The organism is Sphingomonas sp. RIT328, assembly GCF_000632225.1.
GTDB lineage: Bacteria > Pseudomonadota > Alphaproteobacteria > Sphingomonadales > Sphingomonadaceae > Sphingomonas > Sphingomonas kyungheensis.
Map to the genome: position 1 here is coordinate 49,806 of NZ_JFYV01000007.1, position 24,239 is coordinate 74,044.

Annotated in this window: 32 protein-coding genes; 10 read left to right on the top strand and 22 right to left on the bottom strand. The window is 70.3% G+C overall.

Features of this window, described 5'->3' with window-relative positions; genetic code table 11:
• Nucleotides 1–2: 2 nt before the first annotated feature.
• A complete protein-coding gene (locus BW41_RS04320) occupies nucleotides 3–1,520 on the bottom strand; it encodes a DHA2 family efflux MFS transporter permease subunit (protein ID WP_037531784.1) in 1,518 nt (505 codons plus the stop codon).
• Nucleotides 1,517–2,659, bottom strand: a complete 1,143-nt coding sequence (locus BW41_RS04325) for an HlyD family secretion protein (protein ID WP_037531786.1) — start codon at nucleotides 2,657–2,659, stop codon at nucleotides 1,517–1,519. The genes BW41_RS04320 and BW41_RS04325 overlap by 4 nt, the downstream gene beginning before the upstream one ends.
• A gap of 209 nt (nucleotides 2,660–2,868) precedes the next feature.
• Here BW41_RS04325 and BW41_RS04330 point away from each other — a divergent pair, with 209 nt between their 5' ends.
• Together BW41_RS04330 and BW41_RS04335 are read left to right on the top strand one after the other, a co-directional pair.
• Nucleotides 2,869–3,348 (top strand): MarR family winged helix-turn-helix transcriptional regulator, encoded by a 480-nt coding sequence (locus BW41_RS04330; RefSeq protein ID WP_037531787.1) that lies wholly within the window; start codon nucleotides 2,869–2,871, stop codon nucleotides 3,346–3,348.
• Between the two features lie 343 nt (nucleotides 3,349–3,691).
• Nucleotides 3,692–4,915: an NAD(P)/FAD-dependent oxidoreductase gene (locus BW41_RS04335; RefSeq protein WP_037531790.1), complete on the top strand. Its 1,224-nt coding sequence runs from the start codon at nucleotides 3,692–3,694 to the stop codon at nucleotides 4,913–4,915.
• Here BW41_RS04335 and BW41_RS04340 read toward each other — a convergent pair.
• From BW41_RS04340 to BW41_RS21190, 7 genes are all read right to left on the bottom strand, one after another.
• Entirely contained in the window at nucleotides 4,899–5,666 is a 768-nt protein-coding gene (locus BW41_RS04340) for a hypothetical protein (protein ID WP_037531792.1), read from the bottom strand. The genes BW41_RS04335 and BW41_RS04340 overlap by 17 nt on opposite strands.
• The gene (locus BW41_RS04345; RefSeq protein WP_037531794.1) at nucleotides 5,663–5,878 is read right to left on the bottom strand and encodes a helix-turn-helix domain-containing protein; all 216 of its coding nucleotides are present in this window, start codon (nucleotides 5,876–5,878) and stop codon (nucleotides 5,663–5,665) included. The genes BW41_RS04340 and BW41_RS04345 overlap by 4 nt, the downstream gene beginning before the upstream one ends.
• Entirely contained in the window at nucleotides 5,878–6,393 is a 516-nt protein-coding gene (locus tag BW41_RS04350; protein WP_037531796.1) for a DUF2975 domain-containing protein, read from the bottom strand. The genes BW41_RS04345 and BW41_RS04350 overlap by 1 nt, the downstream gene beginning before the upstream one ends.
• 69 nt (nucleotides 6,394–6,462) lie before the next feature.
• Nucleotides 6,463–7,236: an SDR family oxidoreductase gene (locus BW41_RS04355; RefSeq protein WP_037531798.1), complete on the bottom strand. Its 774-nt coding sequence runs from the start codon at nucleotides 7,234–7,236 to the stop codon at nucleotides 6,463–6,465.
• A 75-nt stretch (nucleotides 7,237–7,311) separates the two neighbouring features.
• Nucleotides 7,312–9,171 carry an AI-2E family transporter gene (locus tag BW41_RS04360; RefSeq protein ID WP_051583245.1) on the bottom strand — a complete coding sequence of 620 codons (1,860 nt, stop codon included), beginning with the start codon at nucleotides 9,169–9,171 and terminating at the stop codon, nucleotides 7,312–7,314.
• 13 nt (nucleotides 9,172–9,184) lie between these two features.
• Nucleotides 9,185–9,526: an SWIB/MDM2 domain-containing protein gene (locus tag BW41_RS04365; RefSeq protein ID WP_037531800.1), complete on the bottom strand. Its 342-nt coding sequence runs from the start codon at nucleotides 9,524–9,526 to the stop codon at nucleotides 9,185–9,187.
• 115 nt (nucleotides 9,527–9,641) lie between these two features.
• A complete protein-coding gene (locus tag BW41_RS21190; protein WP_153810790.1) occupies nucleotides 9,642–9,812 on the bottom strand; it encodes a hypothetical protein in 171 nt (56 codons plus the stop codon).
• Nucleotides 9,813–10,158: 346 nt separating this feature from the next.
• On the opposite strand from BW41_RS21190, the gene BW41_RS04370 reads away from it, so the two are divergent.
• The 5 genes from BW41_RS04370 (at nucleotide 10,159) to BW41_RS04390 (ending at nucleotide 15,024) form a co-directional block, all read left to right on the top strand.
• Nucleotides 10,159–10,707, top strand: coding sequence for a hypothetical protein (locus BW41_RS04370; RefSeq protein ID WP_152542111.1), 549 nt, complete (start codon nucleotides 10,159–10,161; stop codon nucleotides 10,705–10,707).
• Between the two features lie 24 nt (nucleotides 10,708–10,731).
• A complete protein-coding gene (locus BW41_RS04375; protein WP_037531803.1) occupies nucleotides 10,732–11,220 on the top strand; it encodes a hypothetical protein in 489 nt (162 codons plus the stop codon).
• 9 nt (nucleotides 11,221–11,229) lie between these two features.
• Complete coding sequence (locus tag BW41_RS04380) at nucleotides 11,230–13,755, top strand: TcfC E-set like domain-containing protein (RefSeq protein ID WP_037531805.1); 2,526 nt, start codon at nucleotides 11,230–11,232, stop codon at nucleotides 13,753–13,755.
• 28 nt (nucleotides 13,756–13,783) lie between these two features.
• Nucleotides 13,784–14,461 carry a hypothetical protein gene (locus BW41_RS04385; protein ID WP_037531807.1) on the top strand — a complete coding sequence of 226 codons (678 nt, stop codon included), beginning with the start codon at nucleotides 13,784–13,786 and terminating at the stop codon, nucleotides 14,459–14,461.
• A 74-nt stretch (nucleotides 14,462–14,535) separates the two neighbouring features.
• Nucleotides 14,536–15,024 carry a hypothetical protein gene (locus BW41_RS04390; RefSeq protein WP_037531809.1) on the top strand — a complete coding sequence of 163 codons (489 nt, stop codon included), beginning with the start codon at nucleotides 14,536–14,538 and terminating at the stop codon, nucleotides 15,022–15,024.
• On the opposite strand, the gene BW41_RS04395 is transcribed toward BW41_RS04390, so the two are convergent.
• Nucleotides 15,019–15,393, bottom strand: a complete 375-nt coding sequence (locus BW41_RS04395; RefSeq protein WP_037531810.1) for a hypothetical protein — start codon at nucleotides 15,391–15,393, stop codon at nucleotides 15,019–15,021. The two genes, BW41_RS04390 and BW41_RS04395, sit on opposite strands and share 6 nt — an antisense overlap.
• Nucleotides 15,390–15,794, bottom strand: coding sequence for a DUF1636 domain-containing protein (locus tag BW41_RS04400; protein WP_037531812.1), 405 nt, complete (start codon nucleotides 15,792–15,794; stop codon nucleotides 15,390–15,392). Before BW41_RS04400 ends, BW41_RS04395 begins: the two co-directional genes overlap by 4 nt.
• A 363-nt stretch (nucleotides 15,795–16,157) precedes the next feature.
• On the opposite strand from BW41_RS04400, the gene BW41_RS21450 reads away from it, so the two are divergent.
• Together BW41_RS21450 and BW41_RS04410 are read left to right on the top strand one after the other, a co-directional pair.
• Nucleotides 16,158–16,358, top strand: coding sequence for a hypothetical protein (locus tag BW41_RS21450; RefSeq protein ID WP_037531814.1), 201 nt, complete (start codon nucleotides 16,158–16,160; stop codon nucleotides 16,356–16,358).
• Between the two features lie 114 nt (nucleotides 16,359–16,472).
• Nucleotides 16,473–17,558 (top strand): metallophosphoesterase, encoded by a 1,086-nt coding sequence (locus BW41_RS04410; protein WP_235199503.1) that lies wholly within the window; start codon nucleotides 16,473–16,475, stop codon nucleotides 17,556–17,558.
• Between the two features lie 78 nt (nucleotides 17,559–17,636).
• On the opposite strand, the gene BW41_RS04415 is transcribed toward BW41_RS04410, so the two are convergent.
• The 4 genes from BW41_RS04415 to tgt form a co-directional block, all read right to left on the bottom strand.
• Complete coding sequence (locus BW41_RS04415) at nucleotides 17,637–17,900, bottom strand: hypothetical protein (protein ID WP_037531816.1); 264 nt, start codon at nucleotides 17,898–17,900, stop codon at nucleotides 17,637–17,639.
• Nucleotides 17,897–18,103, bottom strand: coding sequence for a DUF5818 domain-containing protein (locus tag BW41_RS04420; protein ID WP_037531818.1), 207 nt, complete (start codon nucleotides 18,101–18,103; stop codon nucleotides 17,897–17,899). Before BW41_RS04420 ends, BW41_RS04415 begins: the two co-directional genes overlap by 4 nt.
• A 315-nt stretch (nucleotides 18,104–18,418) precedes the next feature.
• The gene (locus BW41_RS04425; RefSeq protein WP_037531820.1) at nucleotides 18,419–18,607 is read right to left on the bottom strand and encodes a hypothetical protein; all 189 of its coding nucleotides are present in this window, start codon (nucleotides 18,605–18,607) and stop codon (nucleotides 18,419–18,421) included.
• 2 nt (nucleotides 18,608–18,609) lie between these two features.
• Nucleotides 18,610–19,746: a tRNA guanosine(34) transglycosylase Tgt gene (gene tgt / locus BW41_RS04430; RefSeq protein WP_037531822.1), complete on the bottom strand. Its 1,137-nt coding sequence runs from the start codon at nucleotides 19,744–19,746 to the stop codon at nucleotides 18,610–18,612.
• A 64-nt stretch (nucleotides 19,747–19,810) separates the two neighbouring features.
• Here tgt and BW41_RS21455 point away from each other — a divergent pair, with 64 nt between their 5' ends.
• Complete coding sequence (locus tag BW41_RS21455) at nucleotides 19,811–19,975, top strand: hypothetical protein (protein WP_200870340.1); 165 nt, start codon at nucleotides 19,811–19,813, stop codon at nucleotides 19,973–19,975.
• Nucleotides 19,976–19,982: 7 nt separating this feature from the next.
• Here BW41_RS21455 and BW41_RS04435 read toward each other — a convergent pair whose 3' ends face one another.
• The 7 genes from BW41_RS04435 to BW41_RS04465 all read right to left on the bottom strand — a co-directional run bounded on the left by BW41_RS04435 (nucleotide 19,983) and on the right by BW41_RS04465 (nucleotide 24,196).
• Nucleotides 19,983–20,432, bottom strand: a complete 450-nt coding sequence (locus BW41_RS04435) for an EF-hand domain-containing protein (protein ID WP_037531823.1) — start codon at nucleotides 20,430–20,432, stop codon at nucleotides 19,983–19,985.
• Entirely contained in the window at nucleotides 20,432–21,496 is a 1,065-nt protein-coding gene (gene queA / locus BW41_RS04440; RefSeq protein WP_037531824.1) for a tRNA preQ1(34) S-adenosylmethionine ribosyltransferase-isomerase QueA, read from the bottom strand. Before queA ends, BW41_RS04435 begins: the two co-directional genes overlap by 1 nt.
• The gene (locus BW41_RS04445; protein WP_037531825.1) at nucleotides 21,493–22,206 is read right to left on the bottom strand and encodes a peptidylprolyl isomerase; all 714 of its coding nucleotides are present in this window, start codon (nucleotides 22,204–22,206) and stop codon (nucleotides 21,493–21,495) included. Before BW41_RS04445 ends, queA begins: the two co-directional genes overlap by 4 nt.
• An 80-nt stretch (nucleotides 22,207–22,286) precedes the next feature.
• The gene (coaD, locus tag BW41_RS04450) at nucleotides 22,287–22,793 is read right to left on the bottom strand and encodes a pantetheine-phosphate adenylyltransferase (protein ID WP_037531827.1); all 507 of its coding nucleotides are present in this window, start codon (nucleotides 22,791–22,793) and stop codon (nucleotides 22,287–22,289) included.
• 23 nt (nucleotides 22,794–22,816) lie between these two features.
• Complete coding sequence (locus BW41_RS04455) at nucleotides 22,817–23,707, bottom strand: polyprenyl synthetase family protein (protein ID WP_037531880.1); 891 nt, start codon at nucleotides 23,705–23,707, stop codon at nucleotides 22,817–22,819.
• 4 nt (nucleotides 23,708–23,711) lie between these two features.
• A complete protein-coding gene (locus BW41_RS04460; protein ID WP_037531882.1) occupies nucleotides 23,712–23,951 on the bottom strand; it encodes an exodeoxyribonuclease VII small subunit in 240 nt (79 codons plus the stop codon).
• Nucleotides 23,952–24,001: 50 nt separating this feature from the next.
• The gene (locus BW41_RS04465) at nucleotides 24,002–24,196 is read right to left on the bottom strand and encodes a hypothetical protein (RefSeq protein WP_037531829.1); all 195 of its coding nucleotides are present in this window, start codon (nucleotides 24,194–24,196) and stop codon (nucleotides 24,002–24,004) included.
• Nucleotides 24,197–24,239: the final 43 nt, after the last annotated feature.

A 24,239-nucleotide genomic window follows, 5' to 3' on the forward strand; every position in this document is an offset into this window, starting at 1 on the left:
GATCAGTCCATGTGGATCGTCGGGCCGTCGCCGCCGCCGGCGCGGGGGCGGCGCATCAGCAGCAGCAGCGGGATGACGGCGAGGGTGAGGATGAAGAGCAGCCAGAAGGCATCGACATAGGAGACCATCGCCGCCTGGCGCGTGATCTGCGCGTTGAGCATCGCGACCGCCGCCGGCGCGTCGAAGTCGAAGCCCGACGGCAGCAGCGGATTGTCCGGCCGCACGCCCTCGACCAGCCGCGCATGCACCGTCGCGCCGTTGCGGATGGTCAGCGCCTGCAGCATCGAGATGCCGACCGCGGAGCCGATGTTGCGGGTCAGCGTGAACATCGCCGCGCCCTCGTTGCGGTAGCGCGCGTCGAGCGTCGCGAAGGCGATCGTGGTCAGCGGGACGAAGACCAGTCCGGTGCCGATGCCCTGGATGAAGCCCGAGACGATCACCAGCCGCTCGTTCATGCCGAGCGTGAAGCCCGACATGATGTGCAGCGAATAGGCCGCGATGGCGAAGCCGGCGAAGATCAGGATGCGCGCGTCGACCGTCTTGATCAGCCGGCCGACGACGATCATCGAGATCAGCGTACCGATACCGCGCGGCGCGGTGACCAGCCCGGTCAGCACGACCGGATAGCCCATCAGCGTCTCCAGCATCGTCGGCAGCAGCGCGAGCACGCCGAACAAGACGGTGCCGAGGAAGAAGCCGAAGATCGAGCCGGTCAGGAAGTTGCGGTCCTTGAACATGCCGATGTCGATGAACGGCCGGCGCGCGGTCAGCGTGTGGACGACGAACAGATAGCCGAAGAACAGGCCGAGCGCCGCCTCGAGGCAGATCTCGGTCGAGCTGAACCAGTCCTTGGTCTGGCCGCGGTCGAGCATCAGCTGGATCGAGCCGATCGCCAGCGCGAGCATCGCGAAGCCGAACAGGTCGAGCCGCGGCCGCATCGCATCCTTGGTCTCGATCAGGAATCCCGACAGGCCGGCGAAGGCGAGCGCGCCGATCGGCAGGTTGATGTAGAAGACCCAGCGCCACGACAGATTGTCGGTCAGCCAGCCGCCGAGCGCCGGGCCGATGATCGGCCCCAGGATCGCGCCCATTCCCCACACCGCCATCGCCGGGCCGTGGCGTTCGGGCGGGTTGATGTCGAGCAGGATCGCCTGGCTCATCGGCACCAGCGCCGCGCCGAACACGCCCTGCAACAGGCGGAAGCCGACCAGCTCGCCGAGGCTGTTGGCGATGCCGCACAGGCCGGAGACCGCGGTGAAGCCGACGATCGACCACAGCATCAGCCGCTTGCGCCCGAACCGCCCGGCCAGCCAGCCGGTCAGCGGGGTCATGATCGCGGCGGCGACGATGTAGGAGGTGAGCACCCAGGTGATCTCCTCGCCCGAGGCGGAGACGCTGCCCTGGATATGCGGCAGCGCGACGTTGGCGATCGTGCTGTCGAGCGAGTTCATCACCGTCGCCGCCATCACCGCGGCGGTGATGAAGCGTCGCGAGACCGGATCCGGATAGGCGCCGGTCATCGTGATGTGGCGTCACCGCCGAACAGGTGGCGGCGATGGCCGGTGTCGACCTCGACCTCGACGCTGAGCCCGGCGTGCAGCGGCACGCCCTGCGGCAGGCGGTCGATGCTGAATTCGACCGGCAGGCGCTGGACGACCTTGACCCAATTGCCCGTCGCATTCTCCGCCGGCAGCAGCGCGAAGCTGTTGCCGGTGCCGGGGCTGAAGCTGGTCAGCCGGCCGGTCAGTTCCAGATCGGGGAAGGCGTCGACGTGGAAGGTGGCGCGCTGGCCGACGCGCATGTGGTTGAGCTGGTCCTCCTTGAAATTGCCCTCGACCCACAGGCGCGTGCCGGCGAGCGTGAACACCGGCTTGGCGGCGGTGACGTAGCTGCCGCGCTGGAGCTGGTCGACCTTGGTGACGATGCCGTCCTGCGCGGCGCGCACCACGGTGTAGCCAAGGTTGAGGCGGGCGCGTTCCAGCGCCGCCTCGGCCCGCTGCACCGCCGGTTGCGCCGCGGTCGGCGCGTCGACGCTGCCGGTCAGCGTCGCGGCGACGCCGGCGTTCTGCTGGACCGAGGTCTGGATCTGCTGGCGCGCGGTCTGCGCGGCGAGCACCGCCTGATCGTACTGGTTCTGCGACGAGATGCCCTCGGCGAGCAGCGACTTCTGCCGCGCCGCCTCGCGCTCCGCATAGGCGAGCCGCGCGCGCGCGGCGGCGAGGCCGGCCTCGCCGCCGCGGTAATTGGCGCGCAGCGACGACACCTGCGTGCGGGCGTTGGCGAGCTCCGCCGCCGCCTCGTCGACCACGGCCTGGAAGGGAGCGGGGTCGATGCGGAACAGCACGTCGCCGGCGCGGACCTGCTGGTTGTTGTGCACCATCACCGCGACCACCGGCCCGCTGACGCTGGCGGCGACCGGTACGAGGCCCGCCTGGAGATAGCCGTTGTCGGTCGACTGGTAGCGACCGCCGCTCAGATAGAAGAACAGGCCGACCGCGATGGCGACGATCGGCGCGGCGAGCAGCAGCGGCAGGCGCAGCCGGCTGCGCCGGGTGGGCGTCGGATCGGCCGCCTGCACGACGGGGGCGGGATCGGTGACCGGGGGCGCTTCCTCGAGCGCGGTCGGATCGGGGCGATGATCGGGGTCGTCCAGGCTCATGATACCTCACGGATCCGGGGACACGCCCCGATGATCTCGAATAACGCAAGCGCCGGTGGACCCGATGGGAATGGAAAGCAACCTGATTATGAGGCAGCTTACAGATAAGTTACATTGACCTTTTGCCCCGCTCCCGCAAAGCGCTGACATCATTGTCGCCAGCGGTATAGGAGGCCGACACCGCCATGGTGCGAACAGAAGGACGACCGATGACCGCTCCCGTCGGAGCCGAAGCTCTTCCAGATACGGGGCAGCGCAGCTTCGCGACGCAGGTCTCGCTGATCGCCCGCCTGCTGCGCAAACGGTTCGACGAGCGCGCGCGGGCGATGGCGCTCGCCGAGGGCGAGGCGCTGACCCAGGCGCAATGGCGGGCGCTCGCCTCGATCTATCTCCATCCCGGCTGGACGCAGAAGGAGATGGCGGAAAAGCTCGAGATCGGCCCGGTCGCGATCGGCCAGACGCTCGACCGGCTCGAGGCGCTGCAATGGGTCGAGCGGCGCGCCGACCCCGGCGATCGTCGCGTCAAGCGGCTCTATGCCACCGAGGCGGCACAGCCGGTGGTGGCGCGACTGGGTCTGCTGGCTGACCGGGAGGATCATTATGCCGGCATCAGCCTGGCGCCCGAGAAGATGCAAATGCTGACCACGCTGCTCGACGAGGTGATCGACAGCCTGTCCAAGCCGGCGTGAGGCGGGATCGTCGCGACGTGCACGCCATTGCCAGGTTGCACTGATAGGCTCGCCTCGTCGGAACCGTCTCCAACAGCCTCCGTACCGCCCCGCCGAAGGCCGGGGTCCAGCTGGGAGGGCGGCGTGGGTCATTCCAAAACTCCACCACACTGGACTTCGGCCCCCGCCGGGGTGGTACGTGGTGGGTGATACCGCCGTTTACGCAGGGTGGCGGGGACGGAGGTTGCTACCGCGTATCCTGATGACAGGCGCCCAAAACAAACACCGGGCTCCCGCCGGCGCCGAAGCGCTGATAAGGCCTCTGCACCGGTCGCGCGGGATGCCGGCCGAAGAGAGGATCGGGATGCAGCAATTCGATATCGTCATCGTCGGCGCGGGCCATGCCGGCGCACAGGCCGCGATCGCGCTGCGCCAGCGCAAGTTCGCGGGTACGATCGCGCTGATCGGCGACGAACCCGATCTGCCCTATGAACGCCCGCCGCTGTCGAAGGAGTATCTCGCGCGGGACAAGCCGTTCGAGCGTATCCTGCTGCGCCCCGCCGCCTTCTGGGCCGACAAGCAGATCACCGTCCTGACGGACACGCGTATCGTCGCGGTCGATGCCGAGGCGCATCGCGTCACCAGCGCGGGCGGCGAGGCGATCGGTTACGGCACGCTGATCTGGGCGACCGGCGGCGCGCCGCGGCGGCTGAGCTGCGCCGGCCACGATCTCGCCGGCGTGCATGCGGTGCGCACCCGCGCGGATGTCGACCGGTTGATGGCCGAGCTGCCGACGACGCAGCGGGTGGTGGTGATCGGCGGCGGCTATATCGGGCTCGAGGCGGCGGCGGTGCTGACCAAGCTCGGCAAGCCGGTGACGCTGGTCGAGGCGCTGCCGCGCGTGCTGGCGCGCGTGGCCGGCGAGCCGCTGTCGCGCTTCTACGAGGCCGAGCATCGCGCGCGGGGCGTCGACATCCGCCTCGCGACGCAGGTCGATTGCATCGTCGAAGCGGAGGGGCGCGCCACCGGCGTGCGGCTCGCCGACGGCACGGTGCTGCCCGGCGAGATGGTGATCGTCGGCATCGGCATCGTGCCCGCGGTCGAACCCCTGCTCGCGGCGGGGGCGGCGGGGGGCAATGGCGTCGCGGTCGATGCGACGTGCCGCACCAGCCTGCCCGACGTCTTCGCGATCGGCGATTGCGCACTCCACGCCAATGGCTTCGCCGACGGCGCGACGATCCGGCTCGAATCGGTGCAGAACGCCAACGATCAGGCGACGGTGGTGGCCAAGGCGCTGACCGGCGCGGCGGAGGAGTACGCCGCGGTGCCGTGGTTCTGGTCGAACCAATATGACCTCAAGCTGCAGACGGTCGGCCTGTCGACCGGCCATGACGCGGCGGTGCTGCGCGGCGATCCGGCGACGCGCAGCTTCTCGCTCGTCTATCTGCGCGACGGCCGCGTGATCGCGCTCGACTGCGTCAATGCGGTCAAGGATTACGTCCAGGGCCGGGCGCTGGTGGTCGGCGGCGCGCGCGTGGCGCCCGATCGTCTCGCCGACGCAGCGGTGCCGCTCAAGGAGATGGCATAGCCCCATCCGGCGTGAGCGCGATGCCGCGCCGCGCAGCGATGCGGCGTGCCGCGCGGACCTGCGCCGCGGGGACGATCACCGCGAGCAGCCCGACCACCGCCGCGTCGAGCAGCAGCAGCGCGGCCTGCATCGCCGGCGCCTGCCCCGCCGACCAGATGTTGAGCCGCGCATGCAGCTGCGACGCCGGCACGCGCGCGATCAGGACGAGCAGCAAGGCCCAGACGTAAAGCCAGCGCGTCGTCTTCGCCGAAGCGAGCGGGCCGAACGCTCGCAAGCCCAGGGCGGCGTGGACGAACCAGAGGCACAGTAACGGCTCGCTCAACTGCTGCGCGAGGCCGGCGGTGAGGCGGATCGCCATGACGCCGGAGGCGCTGGCCGCGAACGATCCCGCCTGGATGATCGCCACCGCCGGGACCAGCTGGAACAGCACCACCCAGACGTAGCGCCGCAGCGCCTGCGGCGGCGGGCGCAGCGCGCGATGTGGGTCGCGCAGCACGCACCAGCGGATCGCGATGAAGCCGACCGCATAGAGCGTCAGCATCTTGGGCCAGCCGAACGCCATGCGCAGCGGCGCGGTGGCAGCCTGTCTGTGGAGCGCGGCATCGCCGGCGAAGAAACCGAGCCGCCATTCGACCGCATGCTGCGCGAGTTCGATCCCCGCCATCGCCAGCACCAGCCACGGCAGCGCGCGCGCCAGCGTCCAGCCGTCGCGATAGGCCGCCGCCACGTCGCCGAAGAAGGTCTGGATCATGGCTCATCCCCCTCGATCACCGTCAGAATGTCGCCAGGCTGGCAATCGAGCGCACGGCAGATCGCCTCCAGCGTCGAAAAGCGGATCGCCTTGGCCTTGCCGGTTTTCAGGATCGACAGGTTCGCCAGCGTGATGTCGACGCTCTGCGACAGTCCGGTCAGCGTCATGCCGCGGGCGGCGAGCATCGCGTCGAGCGTGACGATGACCGCCATCAGACCGTCATCGCCAGATCGTCGCGCATCGCCGCCCCGACCTGAAAGACGCGGGCCAGCGCGAACACCATGACGACGGCGATCCAGCCGGTCAGGCCCGGCGCCCAGGTCGGATGGTCGACGCCCATCCGGTCGAGCAGTACGATGATCGCGCCGGCGGCGAGGTTGAGCAGCTGCAGGGAGAGCAACGCCCAGCCGATCCGCCGCAGCCGCGCCGCATTGTCGATGATGAAGGGATCGCCGGCATCCACCGTCGCGACGATCGCGAGCAGCCGCGTGAAGATCTGATGCGCCGCGACCGCGGCGACGATGGCGAGCAGCCCGATCACCCGCACCACCGCGATCGTCCCGGCGATATCGCCATGCGGATATTTCGCGACCAGATGCGCGGCGAGCCGGTCACCCAAAGGGAAGGAGACGAGCAGCGCCGCGAGCGTCGCGATCCCGAACAGCCAGTTGATGCCATTGCCGACGCGCAACACACCGCGCGCCACGGTCAGTCCCCGATCCCGCATGATCCATCCCCTTATCGATAAACAATATGTATCGTTTATCGATAAGGGTCAAGCGGGATCGGGCGGGGGTTATTCGCCTCCCGCGGCGCGCTGCTGGGCGGCGCGCTCGGTGAGCGTCTTGAGCGTCTCGTCGAAACGGCCCTCGCGCTCGGCCTGGCGGAGGAACTGGACCTCGTCGACCAGGATCTCGCGCGGCGTCGGCTGCTGCGCGAATTGCGCGGCGACCGCGTCGGCGAAGGCCTCGAGCGGCATGTAGCCGGGGCGCTTGGCCTGACCGGGGGTGAGGTCGGTCTGTACGCCCGGCGGGGCGAGCTCGATCACCTCGACCTTGCCGGCGAGCTGCGTGCGCAGTGACACGGTATAGGAATGGATCGCCGCCTTCGACGCCGAATAGGTCGGCGCGGCGACCAGCGGGACATAGGCGAGGCCCGAGGTGACGGTGACGATCGCCGCATCGGGCTGGCCGGCAAGATGGTCGATCAGCGCGTTGGTCAGGCGGATCGGGCCGAGGATGTTGATCGCCACCGTCGCCTCGGCATCGCCGAGGTCGCGCGCCGCGGTCAGATCCTCGAACTTCATGATGCCAGCGTTGTTGAACAGCACGTTGAGATCGGGGAAGTCGGCGACGATCGCGCGGGCGAAGGCCTCGGTCGCGGCGGCATCCTCGACGTCGAGCGTGCGGGTGTGGATGCGCGCGCGGCCCTCGGCGGCGCGGTCGAGCGCGTCCTGGCGACGGCCGGCGATGATCACCGTGTCGCCGCGATCGTGGAAGCGATGCGCCAGCGCCTCGCCGATGCCGCTGCCGCCGCCGGTCATCAGAATGGTGTTGCCGCTGGTCTTCATCGTCTCGAACTCCGCAACCCAATGTCGCGGGCTGACAATGCGTGCCGCGGCATTTCGTTCACCGCGGTCGGCGGCTCAGGCGGCGCGAGCCTCGGTCGGCGCGGGGGTCGCGATCGCCGTCACCGCCTCGGCGAGCGAGCCGATATACTGATCCGCGCCGAGCGCCTGGATCGCCGCGTCGCGCAGCGCCGGATCCTCCGACGCCCAGAGCCCGACGACGATCCGTGCCGCCGGCAGCCGCTCGCGCAGGCGGCGGATCAGGTAGCGCAGCCGCGCCGGCACGTCGTGCAGGTCGAGGTACAGGATCGCGACGACCGTGACGCCGCTGACGTCGAGCGTGGCGATGGCGTCGCGCGACGCCGCCGCGCTGGCGATGCGCCGCGCGGCGAGACCGTGCTGGCCGAGCAGCTGCGCGAGCATCGCGGCGATCGCCTCGTCGAACGCGCCATCACCGGGGATGCACAAAACGACGCCGTCCTGGCCCGCGACCGGCGGCGCGCCCGGCGCGAGGTCGTCGATCACCGACAGCATCGACCGCGTCATCCGCGCCGCGCCGGCGGCGTCGATCGTACCGCGCGCGACATCTTCGGCGGCAAGCTTGAGGCCTTCGCGCGCGACGCCGTCGTAATAAGCGGTGAGCGTGCGGTCGTCGAGCAACGCCTCCGCCTGCGCCAGCGCCTCGTCGGGATTGTTGGCGAGGATCCGCTGGTAGAAGCTTTCCACCGGCGTCAGCGCCGGACGGTCGCCGAGCAGCACGTCGAAGAATTCGAGGCTTTTGACGTGCCGCCCCATCACCACGAGGCACAAGGTCAGCGGCGTCGACATGATCAGCCCGATCGGCCCCCACAGCCATGTCCAGAAGATCGCCGAGACGATCACCGACACCGGCGACAGGCCGGTCGAGTGACCGTAGAGCAGCGGCTCGACAACATAGCCGGTCAGCGGTTCGACGATGACGAACAGCGCGACGACCTCGATCGTCATGCCCCAGCCGGGCTCGACCGCGGCACCCAGCGCGGCGGGGGCGACCGCGGCGAGGAACGAACCGATATAGGGGACGAAGCGGAGCAGCCCCGCCATCACCCCCCACATCGCCGGCGAGGGGATGCCGATCAGCCACAGGCCGATGCCGATGACCAGCCCGAAACAGGTGTTCACCGCGAGCTGCGACAGGAAATATTTGCTCAGCCGCTGACCGGCGTCATCGAGCGCGCGGGTGGTGCGGTGAAGGTCGCTCGACCCGAAGACGCGGATGAAGCGGTCGCGCAGATCCTCTTTCTGCATCAGCACGAAGATCGCGACGATCAGCACGATGATCGTGGTTTCGAGCGGGCCGAGGATCGGTTCGACCACCGTCTTGGCAAGGGTGAAGGGCGAGCTGCTGCCCTCGACCACCTCGACGGGGACGGGCTGGCGCTGGCCGGGCGTGGCAGACGGGCCGCGCAGCGTCGCCGGCCGGGTGGCGCGGTGCGTCTCGCCGCCGCCGAGATCCTTGGTCAATGCGGCGATGCGCTCGACGGCATAGCCCCGCACGCCCTGGATCTTCGCCTCGATCGTCTGGGCATAGCGCGGCGCGTCGGCGGTCAGCGCCGCCGCCTGGCTGCCGATCAGCGTGCCGACGAGGCCGAGCAGCCCGAGCGCGGACAGGACGGTGAGGATCACCGCCGGCGCCCGCCACAGGCGCAGGCGTTGCAGGCCGTTGACCACCGGCGACAGGACGAACGACAGCATCACCGCGAGGGTGATCGGGATCAGCACGTCTTGCCCGAAATAGAGCGCCGCGATGACCAGTGTGCCGACCGCGACGCCGGCGAGCGTCTTGAGCTCGGGCGACGAGGCGGCCCGCACCTGTGCGGCGCCCGGTGCCGCGACCTCCGTGTCGCGGCTGCCGGTCACCACATTCTCATAACCGGCGACGCCGTCGGACCCGTCCATGGCGAGCGGCTGCTCAGCCCTTCTTGGCGGTGAGGTGCGCGCTCAGATGCTTGTTCATCTCGAACATGCTCGCCGACTTCTTGCCGAACACCTTTTCGAGCGTCGCGTCGGCGTTGATCTGGCGGCGGTCCTTGGCGTCCTGCAGGTCGTGCTTCTTGATATATTCCCAGACCTTGCTGACGACTTCGCTGCGCGGCAGATCCTTGTCGCCGACGATCGCCGCGAGTTCGGGGGAGGGCGTTACCGGGGCGGTGATGCCGCCGCGCGCGCCGCCGGCAGGCTTGCCGGTCTTCTCCACCTTCTTCTCGGCAGCCTTGGTTTCCTGCTTGCCGCGTTGTTCAGCCGAACGTGCCATGTCCTACTCCCTCTTCCAATTCACCGCCGTAACGATCCGGAGGCGCAGAAGGCTCCGTCAGCCGATCATGCGGCGGCGGGCAGCGAAAGTCACGCAGCGCCGCCGGCCTTGCGGTTCAGCGTGCGGCGACCGTGACGGCCGGCTGGCTCATCGCCTCGACCGCGGCGATCTCGATCGGGGTAAGGCCGGACAGACGGTCCTGCGCCTCGACGGTACGGATTTCGTGCGTCGGCAGATCGGTAACGGCAACGGACGGGCGGGCGGCCCCGAAGAGGCCCAACTTCATACGGCTCATAATGTCCTCGGATTTGCGGGGATCTGTCCCTCGCGCGATCCCACAATCCGGTGCCGGCAGCTTGGTTCCATGCCGTTTACCGCGTCCGTCCCGCATCGGGACGGCCGAGCTCCGGCCCCAAAACCGTATAAAGTAGAATTGACGGCGGCGGACAAAGACCATTTATGGTTCTAATACCCTTCGATAGCCGCCGAACCGGGTAAAATGCTCAAGAGCTTGTTAACAGGAAAATGCGAGTGACACGGTTGTGACCGGTGCAACCCGCATATCGTCGTTTCGACGAGTAAGGCGGCGGATACGGGCATGGATGCATTTGCACTAGACTTGGGCCATGAGCATGAGACACTTCGAGCTTCGCAACTGTTTGATCCTGTCTGTGTCGCTGCTGGCGGCGACGCCGGCGGCCGCGGCGACCAACGGCACGCTCGGGGCGACATCGACCGGGACGGTGCAGATCACCCTCTCGGTGCCGAGCCGGGTGCAGATCTCGGGCCTGACCGACATCAGCTTCGCCAATGCCGATCCGAGCCAGCAGGCGAGCAGCTCGCAGAGCAATTGCGTGTGGAGCAACACCGCGACCAAGGGCTATACGATCACCGCGACCGGCAGCGGCACCGGCGGCGCCTTCACGCTCGCCTCGGGCGCGCTCACCCCGGTCAGCTATGCGGTGCTGTGGAACCAGTCGGCGGGCCAGACCTCGGGCACCGCCCTGGTGGCGGCGACCGCGTCGAGCGGCTTCGTGTCGACCGCGACCGCGCCGACCTGCGCCACCTCGCCGTCCGCGACGTCGAGCCTGACCGTCACGATCGCGCCGTCGCAACTGCAGGCGATGCCGTCGCTGACCGCCTACACCGGCACGCTGACGCTGCTCGTCAATCCGCAATAATCACGGCGACGGGAGGGGCTGGCGATGCGGCGGCGCGCGCTGGCGTTACTGGCCCCGGTCGGTGCGGGGCTGGCGGCGTTCGGCGCGAGCCCGGCGGCGGCGCAGCAGGTGCAGATCACCCGGCTCGGCGACTATGCGTTCGGGCTGGTTGGCGTCGATCAGGACATCAGCAGCAGCCGCAGCCTGTGCGTCTCCGCCGCGAACCTGACCGGCCGCTACAGCGTCACCGCGAGCGGCAGCGGCGCGGGGCAGGCTTTCACGCTCGCCGGGGCGGGCGCGCCGCTCCCGTTCGAGGCGCAATGGAGCGGTTCGGCGGGGCAGACCGGCGGCACCGCGCTGGTGCCGGGGGTCGCGCTGACCGGCCAGACGACGACCCTGCTCGGCCTCAACCTCAGCTGCGCACTCGGCAACGACAGCGCCAGCCTGACGATCGTGCTGCGCGCCACGGCGCTCGGCCGCGCGACGGCGGGCGCCTATAGCGGCACGCTGACGCTGCTGATCGCGGCGGAATAGGCGCGGGCGGTGGGCTGGTCGACCGGCTGGTGCGCGCTGGCGCTGGCGCTGCTGGGCACCGCCCCGGCGGCGGCGCGGGACGCGGCGACGGACGCGCCGCCGCGACTGGCGGTGGCGGCACCGGCGGGGTTCGACGGCCTGCTCGCACCGCAGGCGGCGCTGGTCGACGTCTATCTCGGCGGCCGCGCGATCGGGCAGGCGCGCGTCCATTATCGCGGCGACCGCATCAGCTTCGACGCAGTCGATGCGCTGGTCGCGCTGATCCCCGATGTGCGCGATCCCGCGGCGGTGCGTGCGGCGCTGGCGATACCGGAACTGCCCGCCCACCGCGCGCTGGTCTGCGCGGGCGACATCGATCCGGCCGATTGCCGGACGCCGACGCCCGACGTGGCGGGCGTGGTGTTCGACGAGGCGCGGTTCCGCGTCGACCTGTTCCTCCACCCGCGCCTGCTCGCCGTCCGCCCCGCCGCCGAACGCCGCTACCTGCCGCGGCCGCCGTCGCAGCTCACCCTGGTCGACCAGATCGGCGGGACGATCGCGGGCAGCGGCGGCTATCGCGACTATGCGCTGCTCAACCGGGCGCTGCTCGGTTACGGCCCGGCGCGGCTGCGCAGCGAGACCTCCTATTCGTCACGCTATGGTCTGCTCGCCGATACGCTCGCGGCGGAGCTCGATACGCCGGGCTATCGCCTGTCTGCGGGCGTGCAATGGGCGCCGGGGATCGACCTGACCGGCCGGCGGCGGCTGGTCGGCGTCGGTGTGCAGAGCCAGATCGACACGCGGCTCGACCGCACGGTGATCGTCGGCAGCCCGCTGATCGTGTCGCTGGCGATGCGGTCGCGGGTCGACGTGCTGCGCGACGGGCGGCTGCTCACCTCGCGCAGCTACGATGCCGGCAATCAGGCGATCGACACCAGCGGCCTGCCCGACGGCGCCTATGAGGTGGTGCTGCGGATCACCGGCGCCGGCGGCGCGGTGCGCGACGAGCGCCGCTTCTTCACCAAGAACGCCGCGATCCCGACGGTCGGCGCGCCGATCGTCTTCGCTTATGCGGGCGTGCTCGCCGACGATCGCAACGGCCGGTTCGTGTCGCCGTCGCGCGTCGCCTTCTACGAAGCGGGGATCGCACGGCGGCTCGATCCGCACCTCGCCTTGGACGCGACGCTGATCGGCACGGATCGCAATGCGATGGTCGAGCTCGGCGGCTATTGGCTCGGCCGCACGGCGCAGCTGCGAGGAGCGGCGCTCGCCTCGGTCACCGGCCAGTTCGGCGTGCTGGTGCAGGCGAGCGCGGCGGAGGCGGCGCGCTTCCATTATGCGATCGACCTGCGCCGGGTATGGAGCCGCGGCGACCGGCCGCTCGTCCCGCTCGGTGCGCGCGACGATGCCGCGCTCGGGCTCGGCACCGAACCGGCGGCGCGGCTCGCGAGCGGTGGCTTCACGCAGATCAACGCGACGGTCAATTACGCCCTGCCGCGCGGGCAGATCGCGCTGTCCGGCTTCTATCGCGACGACCGGCGCACGCGGGCGAGCTATGGCCTCGGCCCGAGCCTGACGATGCCGCTGATCCAGCGCGGCGGCGTGCAGGTGACGCTGCGCGGCGACGCGACGGTGACCAATCAGGCGCACGCGGTCTATCTCGGCATCAGCCTGCAACGGCTGCGCGGCACCAGCGCGGTGAGCGCAACCGCAGGCCTGCGCGGCGACGGCGGCGCGGGCGTGCGCGGGCGCGCCGCGCCGGTCGGCGGGATCGGCGCCGCGTGGCAGACGGATCGCGCGCTCGGCGGCACGCTCGCGCTGTCGGGCGGCGTCGAGCGCGAGATCGACGGCACGCTCGCGCGCGGCCATGCCGATTGGCGCGGCGATGCGGCGAGCCTTTCCGCCGATCTCGCCCAGCCGCTCGCAGGCAGCAACGGCACGACGCAATACAGCCTCGGCTTCCAGACCACCGCCGCGGTGATGCGGCAGGGGCTGGCGATGCAGGGGCGCGAGCGCAACGACAGCGTCATCCTTGTCGCGCTCGCCGGCGCTGCGCCGGACGACGGCGCCGACGATGCGGCGTTCGAGGTGCTGGTCGACAATGGCGCGCGCGGCATCGTGCGGCCGGGCGGCACGCTGGCGGTGTCCGTCCCCGCCTATCGCCAATATGCGGTGCGGCTGCGGCCGACCGGCGCGGCGCTGATGCAGATCGACGGCGGCGCGCGCACCGTCAGCGTCTATCCCGGCACGGTCGCGCGGCTGGCGTGGCGCGCGCGGACGGTGATGGCGATGTTCGGCCGGCTGCTGTGGCGCGACGGATCGCCGGTCGCCGATGCTGCGATCCGCGCACCCGGTGCGATCGGCAGCACCGACGGTGCCGGCTATTTTCAGATCGAGACGGCGCGGGACGCGACGCTGCGGATCGCCGCGCCGGACGGGCGCAGCTGCGCGATGCCGGTGCGGGCGACCGCCGGGGCGAGCGGCTATGCCGCGCTCGGCACGCTGATCTGCGGCGGCGGATCGATATTCAACCAGATCGCGGATGCGCGGCCATGACGGAGAGACGAGGATGAGGGCGATCGGGATGAGGACGTTCGGGATCATCGCGGCATCGGGGCTCACCGCCTCGCCCGCCGCGGCGCAGCTGGTGCTGAGCCAGGTGGTGGTCGACCTGCCGCCGACCGCGCCGCCGCGCGTCGACGTCGAGGCGGCGAACGGCGGCACAGAGCGGATGTACGTCGTCGCCGAACCCGCCGAGATCATCGCGCCCGGCACGCCCGACGAGCGCCGCGTCGTCGATCCCGATCCGGCGCGCAGCGGCCTGCTCGTCTCGCCGCAGAAGATGATCCTAGAACCCGGCGAGCATCGGCTGATCCGCATCGCCGCGGTGGCGCCGCACGGCGCGCGCGACCGGGTCTATCGCGTCACGGTCAAGCCGGTGGCGGGCGAGGTCACCGGCGCGCAATCGGCGCTCAAGGTGCTGGTCGGCTACGACATGCTGGTGATCGTCCGGCCGCAGGTGATGACCGATGCGGTCAGCGCGCGGCGCGACGGCACGATGCTGACGCTCGCCAACGACGGCAGCACCAGCGTCGAGCTGTACGACGGCAGGCAATGCGCCGCGGGCGGCGGCGACTGCCGGCCGCTGCCGGCGAAACGGCTCTATGCGGGCGCACGCTGGGTGCAGCCGGTCGATCCGGCGCGGAGCGTCACCTATACGGTCAAGGCGGGGCTGGCGGTGAAGACGATGACCTTCCGCTGACGCCTTGCCGATCCGCCGCCCGGCCCGTAGGCGCCTCGATAGAAGCCGGTAAATCGAATAGCTTAGGGGGCATTATGCGGATTATGGGGTGGATCGCCGGCGGGCTCGCCGTGGCGATGGCGGCCGCGACGCCGGCGGCGGCGCAGCTGACGCTGGAGGCGAACGGTGCGCGGGCCGATGCCCGCTGGGGCGGTGAACTCGGGGTCGGCTACGGCTTCGGCGCGGCGGGCTTCCGCCTGACGCCGATGATCGGCGCCTTGGTCTATCGCGGCGACAACGATCGCTATCATGAGGATCCGAACGGCGGCAACGCCCGCTGCCGCGATGGCGAGACCGGCCAATATGCGGCGAGCAGCAAGTGCGACGATACCGCGGTCAAGGCCTATGGCCGTGTCGAGGCGACCTATGCGATCCCGCTCCTCGCCACGGTCGGGGCAGGCGTGCGCATCGGCGACGACCTCCGCCCCTATGGCACGGTGGCGCTGCCGCTGCTGCCGACGATCAGCGTCAAGGGCAATGCCGGCCCGCATTATTACGCGCTCGGGCTGCGCGTCGGTCTATAGGCCGCCCTGGAAGGCGAAGGTGAAGCGCGACGGTGTCGTCTTCGCGGACGTGCCGGCGCGGCGGGCGGGGGTGACTGCGGTCAGCGTCAGCAGGCCGTCGGCGACCGGAACGGGCACGCCGAGGATCAGGTCGACCGGCTTCGTCCAGTCGCCGCCCGAGACGGTGGCGCGGACCACGACCCGCCCGGCCCAGACGCAGGTCGTGCCGACCGGGCAGCGGCTGTCCTCGACGACGTGATCCGGGCGGACACGCGGACCGCCGACCAGCGCGGTCTCGCCGAGCGCGACCGGGCCTTCGACCGGCGGATGCTGCGCACAGGCGGCGAGCGCGACGGCCAGCGCCGTCGCGGCAGAGCGGCGATGGCTCATGCGACGAGGAATCCTTCGGGCGGGGTCCGGGTGAGGAAATGGCCTTTCACCGCTTCGGGCCACACGGCGAACGCCACCTCTCCCGTCTCGCTCGCCGCATAATGCGCGGCGAAGGTGAGGATCGCCTGCGCCGTCGCGGCATCGGGGCGGAACCGGCCGAGCACATAGCCGATCTTGCCCGGCGCGCGGAGATGGACGGTACAGGCTTCGGCGCAGGCGAACAGGCAGGGCATCGCCCGCACCGCCATTCCCGTAGAGGCCTGACCGGCCTGCGCCTCGCGCAACGCGGCGAGCAGCCGTGCGCCGGCGGGGCCTTGCGCGGCATCGCGGGGATCGCCGCGGCGGTGGCAGGTGCTGCACGCGATGACGTCGACGCCGGGGGGAACGGGGACGAGCTTCATATCCGCATCACGCTGTCCTGCCGCGGCCCGGCACCTGCGGCCGGCATGGCGGCAGGGGGATGGCGGAGCCGCCGGCCTAACGATCGACGCAGGGTTTGCCAACCGGACGGCCCCGGTACGCTGGCGTACACTGTCCGAAGCGGGCGACGAATAGGGTCGACTTGCTGACGTTAACCATTAAGGGCGGCCGCAGCGGCAGATTTCTCCCGAATATGTCGTGTGCAGTTCTCCAGGACTGTCGGAGCCGTCGCTACGTGAGGTGGCGGCGGCTCCACCTTGTCGGGCGTCGCGGCGGCGGAATGACGCGGCGATGCGACCCATCGCGCCGCGGTGCGTTGCCGTCTCCACACAAGGAGACCGACGATGAACGACCCGATCCGTCCCGATGCCGAAGGCCAGACCGACCTGCCGATCCAGCCGACCGGATCCGGTGTCGCCGATCTCGAAATCGCCTATGAACAGATGAAGCTCGCCGAACAGGCCGAGGCGGATGTCGGTGCGGTGTCGGATATCCCGACCGAGCCGGGCGCCGCCGCGGCCGAGAGCGCCGCGCATCCGAGCTGATCGCCGCCCGCGGCGCGTCGGCATTCTGCCCCGCCGGCGCGCCGGCCTTTTCGTGACGCCGGGTGTCCGGCGGGGAGACTGACGATCTTTCACCTGTTCTTCGCGACACCCACTGTGTACGTCATCCTGCGATGGCTGCTGCCGCTCGGCCTGCCGCTGTGGACGAAGGGGGGCATCGGCCTCGCCATACTGGCGGCGTCGCAATTCCATTTCTGGAGCCGACTCTCGTCCGGCTCGGTGTTCGCACCCGAATTTCCGCGTGGCGTGGTGATCGCGTTCAACTGGGCGTTCGGCGCCCTGCTGCTGCTCGCGTTGGTGCAGATCGCGCTCGATCTCGGCACGCTCGCGACGATGGCGGTGCGGCGCGGCGGCGTCGCGCTGCCCGATACGGTACGTTATGCCGCGGCCGGGGTGGCGGCGCTGCTCGCCGCGATCGGCGTCGCGCAGGCCGTGCGGGTGCCGCCGGTGCGCGATATTGCGGTGACGATCCCCGATCTGCCGGCGGCGTTCGACGGCTATCGGCTGATCCAGCTGACCGATCTGCACATCAGCCGGCTGTTCCCGCAAGGCTGGGCGCGGGCGGTGGTCGATCGCACCAATGCTGCCGGCGCGGATCTGATCGTCGTCACCGGCGATTTCATCGACGGTTCGGTGGCGATGCGCCGCGACGACGTCGCGCCGCTCGCCGGGCTGCGGGCGCCCGACGGCGTCTATGCCATCCCCGGCAACCACGAATATTTCTTCGATTACGGCGGGTGGATGCGCCACCTGAGCGGACTCGGCTTCCGCATGCTGCCCAACGCGCATCGCGTGCTGACACGTGGCGATGCGGCGATCGTGCTCGCCGGCGTCACCGATATCTCCGCGCGAGCGCATGGCGAGGCGGGGCCGGACCTCGGCGCGGCGCTCGCCCGCAGCCCTGCGGCGCCGGTGATCCTGCTCGATCATCAGCCGCGTCTCGCGCGGGCCGCCGCGGCGCGCGGCGTCGCGCTGCAACTGTCGGGGCATACGCACGGCGGGATGATCGCCGGGCTCGCCGCGGCGCTGGGACCGGCGAACGGCGGCTTCGTCTCCGGCCGCTATGACGTCGACGGCATGACGCTGTACGTCAGCAACGGCACCGGCCTGTGGCCGGGCTTCGCGCTGCGCCTGGGCCGCCCGCCCGAGATCACGCGGATCACGCTGCGCGCCGCGCGGTAAGGGTTTGCGAAGAGGCAAGCACCGCGTCGTCAGCCAGGCGCTCCCAAGCATGACACCTCTGCGCGTCCGCGCGAACCGCTACAGGCCGAGCTTGTCGAGCGCCGCGGCGAGTTCGCCGTCGACCGCCGCATCCTTCGGGGTCAGCCGGTTGAGCGCGGTCTGGACGCGGGTCTGCGCGACCTGCAGCGTCTTGTGCCGCACCTCCCGCGTCGCATTGGTCCGCCACGAGGCGCTCTCGCCGAGCAGCGCCGCCCATTTCGCCTCCTCGGCGGCAAGGATGGCGAGCGCGAGGCGCAGGCCGTCGCGGCGGCCGCGGGCATAATCGTCGGCCGGCGCGCTCACGCCGGCGCGACGCCGTCGGCATTGACCAGCTGGGGCCCGACCAAGGTGCCGACCAGCCGGACACGCTTCTCGACGAGATCGACCGGGGTGCGATGCAATTCGAGCTCCCAGCGTCCGCCCGCATCGCGGCGGAGGTAGAAGGCGCCGCCGTCGCGGATCAGCGTGCCGGTTTCATCGACCCTGGTGCCGATCGCGATCGTCATGGTGGCCCTCTTCATGCAAGCGTCGGAACGGTGGCAGGGGGTGCGATGCCCCGCCGAACCGCCACGGGGGTCGGTGCCGGTCGTGCCGGCGACGCCTCTCCCCGCGGTGGCTGAGCCCCCGACGCAACGGCGTCAGCCTGCCGGACCATCGGGCAAAAAGAAAGGCCGATCGAAACGACCGGCCGTAAAGTTTTTAGGAGAGGATGCCTGAAAGGCACGCTCTTTGTGCAGCGCAGCACCGATCCTCGCAAGTGCAAATGTTAGCGCTTAGCATGCAAAATATGCAATCGTCGGGGATGCAGCCCACGGTGCGCGTCAGTCCCGGCTCTTGCCCGAATTGGCGAACAGCACCGCCGCGGCCACCGCCGCGGAGCCGATGCCGACGCCGATGATCCGCATCGGCCAGCGCTTCTTGCTCGCCGGATCGCGCGTCGCCGCGACGGCATCCTGCTGCGCTTTGGCGGCGGCGGCGGCGGCGAGGATCTCATTGGGTTGATCGGACATGCTTACTCTCCCTTGCCGCGCTGGTATCGCCCTCGAAACGCATCGGCGAATGCGGTCAACGTGCCGTCTGCAATGGCGTTTCGCAGGTCGGCCATCAAGTCTTCGTAGAAGCGGATATTGTGCTCGGTCATCAGCATCGCGCCGAGGATCTCGCCGGCGCGGACGAGATGATGGATATAGGCGCGGCTCCAGGTCGTGCAGACCGGGCAGCCGCACGCCGGGTCGAGCGGCGTCTGATCCTCGGCGAACCGGGCGTTGCGCAGATTGATCGGTCCCTCGCGGGTGAAGGCTTGGCCGGTGCGTCCCGATCGCGTCGGCATGACGCAGTCGAACATGTCGATGCCGCGCTCGACCGCGCCGACGATGTCGTCGGGCTTGCCGACGCCCATCAGATAGCGGGGCTTGTCGGCGGGCAGCTGGCCGGGGGCGAAGTCGAGGCAGCCGAACATCGCCGCCTGTCCCTCGCCGACGGCGAGGCCGCCGACCGCATAGCCGTCGAAGCCGATGTCGATCAGCGCGTCGGCGCTCGCCTTGCGCAGCCCCTCGTCGAGCGCGCCCTGCTGGATGCCGAAGATCGCATTGCTGGCGCCGTGGTCGCCGCCGCCGTCGAAGGCGGCGCGGCTGCGCTTCGCCCAGCGCATCGAGCGTTCCATCGCCGCCGCCTGCACCTCGCGCGTCGCGGTGGTCGGCACCAGCTCGTCGAACGCCATGACGATGTTGCTGCCGAGCAGCCGCTGGATCTCGATCGAACGTTCCGGGCTGAGCAGATGGCGCGTGCCGTCGAGGTGCGACTTGAACGACACGCCCTCCTCGGATCGCTTGGTCAGATCGGCGAGGCTCATCACCTGATAGCCGCCCGAATCGGTCAGGATCGGCTTCGACCAGCCCATGAAGTCGTGCAGCCCGCCCAGCCGCGCGACCCGCTCGGCGCCGGGGCGCAGCATCAGGTGATAGGTGTTGCCGAGGATGATGTCGGCGCCGGCGGCGGCGACGTCGGCGGGCTTCATCGCCTTGACGGTGGCGGCGGTGCCGACCGGCATGAAGGCGGGGGTGCGGATCGTGCCGCGCTGCATGGCGATCGCGCCGGTGCGGGCGCGGCCGTCGGTCGCGGTGATGGTGAAGGCGAAACGCGGAGACATATCCTCGCTTTGGCGAAGCCGGTGCGCGGTGTCGAGCGTTGGGAGCGGGCAAGGAGAGATGCTGATGACCGACGCTTCGATGGCCCCCGGCGACGACGCCCCCGCCGGCACCCCCGGCACCGGCGAGAATGTCTGCCCGCGCTGCAACGGCAGCGGCCGGATCGACGATGCCGCCTGCCCGAATTGCGACGGCAGCGGCGTGGTGATCGAGGGGATCGGCGGCGGGTGAGCGGCGGCTAGCGCTTCTTCTTGCCGGGCGGGCCCATCGTCCGGCCGGCATTGGCGCGGATCGTCAGCAGCTCCTTGTGGGAGACGAAGCCGTCGCGGTTCACATCGAGGCGGGCGAAGACCCGCGCGAAGGCGGCCTGCAATTCGGCGAGCGTGATGCGGTTGTCGCCGTCGCTGTCGACCTCGAACGGGCTCGGCAGCGCGTTGCGGTCGCCGAGCCAGCGCTCCGCCCAGTCGGCGAAGGCGATATAGCCGATGGCGCCGCTCTTGCCGCCATCGCTCGCCTGGAAGCTGCGGCGGACGCCGGCGTCGAGCTCGGCGCGGCTCGTCCGGCCGTCACCGTCGCTGTCGAAGCCGGCGATCGCCATGCCGACCGGCTCGACGACGAAGGTCGCCGGCGGCTGGCCGGGCGGCGTCGCGGCGGGGATCGCCGCCTGGAGCAGCAGCGCGAGCAGCATCAGCGCCGCCCCGGCAGCAGCAGCGACGCATCGCCATAGCTGTAGAAGCGATAGCCGGTGGCGATCGCATGCGCATAGGCCGCCTGCATCCGCTCCCGCCCCATCAGCGCCGAGACCAGCATGAAAAGCGTCGAGCGCGGCAAGTGGAAGTTGGTGATCAGCCCGTCGATGCCGCGGAAGGCATAGCCGGGGGTGATGAAGATCGCGGTGTCGCCCTCGAACGGGGCGATGATCCCGTCCTCGCCCGCCGCGCTCTCGATCAGCCGCAGCGAGGTGGTGCCGACCGCGATCACCCGCCCGCCGCGCGCGCGCACCGCGTTCAGCCGCGCGGCGGTGGCGGCGTCGATCCGGCCCCATTCGGCATGCATGCGGTGATCGGCGGTGTCGTCCGCCTTGACCGGCAGGAAGGTGCCCGCGCCGACGTGGAGCGTCAGCGTCTCATGCGCGATTCCCGCTGAGCCGAGCGCGTCGAGCAGCGCCGGCGTGAAGTGCAGCGCCGCGGTGGGGGCGGCGACCGCGCCCGGTTCGGCGGCGAACATCGTCTGGTAATCGTCGGCGTCCTGCGCGTCGGTCGGGCGCTTGGCGGCGATATAGGGCGGCAGCGGCATTCGTCCGGCGCGTTCGAGCAGCAGCTCGACCGGCTCGTCGCCGAGGAAGTTGAGCGCGAAGCTGCCGTCGTCGCCGCGATCGCTCGCGCGGGCGGCGACGCCGGCGCCGAATTCGATCAGGTCGCCGTCGCGCAGCCGCTTGGCGTTGCGGATGAACGCGCGCCAGCGCCGCGGCCCTTCGCGTTTGTGCAGCGTCGCGCCGATCGTCGCGCCGGCACCGCCGCGTCCGCCCTCCGCGCTGCCGCCGCGGCGTCCTTCGAGCTGCGCGGGGATGACGCGCGTGTCGTTGAACACCAGGCAATCGCCGGCCCGCAGCGCACCCGGCAGATCGCCGACGACCCGGTCGAAGGTGTCGTCACCGTCGAGCACGAGCAGCCGCGCCGCATCGCGCGGCACCGCCGGCCGCAGCGCGATCCGCTCGGGCGGCAGATCGAAATCGAAGAGGTCGACCCTCACTGGCCGGCGGCGGCGGCCTTGGCGGGCGCGCGCTTGGGCGCGGCCTTGCCGGCCGGCCCGATGCCGGGCAGCGTCACCGGCGCGCCGAGCGTCACCGGGGCGGGCGGGGGCGCCGGCGTATAGGCCGGCGGATTGTCGGCGGCGATATAGGCGTGGACGATGCGGGTCGGATTGGCGGGCGGCTCGCCGCGCTCGATCGCATCGACATATTGCATGCCGTCGAGCACCCGGCCGAACACCGTATATTTCTTGTCGAGGTTGAGCTTGGGCTGAAAGACGATGAAGAACTGGCTGTTGGCGCTGTTCTCGTCATCGGCGCGCGCCGCCGATACCGCGCCGCGGACGTGCGGCAGGTAATTGAACTCGGCGGCGACGTTGGGCAGCGTCGAACCGCCGGTGCCGTCGCCCTTCGGGTCGCCGCCCTGCGCCATGAAGCCGTCGATCACGCGATGGAACAGTAGCCCGTCGTAGAAATGCTGGCGGGTGAGCGTCTTGACCCGCTCGACCATCTTCGGCGCGACATCGGGGCGCAGCCAGATCGTCACCCGGCCGCCGTCCGACAGATCGAGCAGCCAGAGGTTCTGCGGGTCGTTCATCGCCGGCGGCGTCGCCCGCTGGGCGGGCGCGACGGGCGCGGTCTGCGCCGTGGCGGCGACGGGCAGGATCGACAGGCTGAGGGCAACGACAAGCAGACGGGCGAACGGGCGCATGGAATATCCAACCTAGGTGGGTAGCGGCGGCTTAGAGCAAAAACCGGGTTGCACCAAACTGAACGTGCGGGGGCAGGGGGCTAGCTTCCCTTGCGGCCCAGCACGTTCACGCGCGCGACCACCTCTTCGCAGACCGCCGGCGTGACGAATTTGGCGATCGGACCGCCGAACAGCGCGATCTCTTTGACCAGCCGGCTGGCGATCGGCTGCAGCGCGACATCGGCCATCAGGAAGACGGTCTCGACGCGCGGATTGATCTGCTGGTTCATCCCCGCCATCTGATATTCATATTCGAAGTCGGCGACCGCGCGCAGCCCGCGGATGATGACGCGCGCGCCCTCGCGCTCGGCGAAATCCATCAGCAGCGAATCGAACGACACCACCGCGACATTGCCGCCGAGCTCGGCGACCTCGCGGCGGACGATCGCCATCCGTTCCTCGATCGAGAACATCGGCGACTTGGACGGATTGGTGGTGACGCCGATCACCAGCCGGTCGACCAGCTTCGCGCCGCGCCGGATGATGTCCATATGCCCCAGGGTGATGGGGTCGAAGGTGCCGGGATAGACGCCGATCCGCTCTGCCATGAAACCCCCCTTGGACCGTCGCCTCAGCGGTCGCGGTCGACGACGTAGCGCGCCACCGCGCGCAGCACGTCCGCTTCGGCGCCGAAGCCGTGGAGATGCTGTACCGCCTGGTCGACCAGCATCCGGCATTGTTCGCGCGCGCGCGTCACCCCGAGCAGCGACAGGAAGGTTTCCTTGCCCGCCTCGCCGTCCTTGCGCAGCGCCTTGCCGACCCGCGCCTCGTCGCCCTCCGCATCGAGCAGGTCGTCGGCGATCTGGAAGGCGAGGCCGAGGTCGTGCGCATAGCCGTGCAGGCTGCGCCGCCCCTCGGGCGGGACATGGCCGAGGATCGCGCCCATCTCGACCGAGACGGAGATCAGCGCGCCGGTCTTCATCTGCTGCAAGCGCGTGACGGTGGCGAGGTCGAAGCGCGAGCGTTCGGCGACGAGGTCCATCATCTGCCCGCCCGCCATGCCGCTCGGGCCGGAGGCGCGGGCGAGCGCCATCACCAGCTCGGAGCGGACGAAGGGATCGGCATGCGTCCGGGGATCGGCGAGGATCTCGAAGGCGAGCGCATGCAGGCAGTCGCCGGCGAGGATCGCGGTCGCCTCGTCGAACGCCTTGTGCACCGTCGGCTTGCCGCGGCGGATGTCGTCATCGTCCATCGCCGGCAGATCGTCGTGGATCAGCGAATAGACGTGGATCGCCTCGACCGCCATCGCCACGTCGAGCGAACAGTCGCGGTCGACGCCGAACAGATCGCCGGTCGCGGTCACCAGCAGCGGCCGCAGCCGCTTGCCGCCGCCGATCGCGGCATGGCGCATCGCGCGATACAGGTCGGCGCGGGGATCGTCGGGAATGGCGAGCAGACGGTCGAAGCGCGCGTCGATATCGGCGCAGACCGTGGCCAGGGCGTCATCCAGCGGCGTCGTCACGCGATCAGGCCGCGGCAAAGGGGCGCGTCTGCGTCGGCTTGCCCTCGGCATCGAGGCGGATCGCCTCGATCCGGGCCTGCGCCGCGTCGAGCCGCTCGGCGCAGCGCTGCCGCAACCGGTCGCCGCGCTCGTAGAGCTGGATCGATTCATCGAGCGTCGCCTCGCCGCTTTCGAGGCGGCCGACGATGCGTTCGAGTTCCTTGAGCGCGTCCTCGAACGTCAGGCTTTCGATCGGATTATCCATGGTGTCGCTATGCGGCAGCGCCGAAGCGGGTGCAAGCGCCCGCCTCCCGCTCAGCGCGCCCGCGCGGTCCATGTATAGAGCACCGAGACGCCGACGAGACCGAGGTCGATCGCCGCCTGGAAGCGGCGCGGGCGGGGATCGCCGATATCATGGGTCAGCAGGCGGATGTCCGGAGTCGGGTGCCGCACCGCGACGACGGCGAGCAGCGCGATTCCCGCGACCGCCCATTTGCGCTGCTGCCTCATGCCTGCCCGTCTCCTTCGCGAGAGGACAGACATACCAGAGATT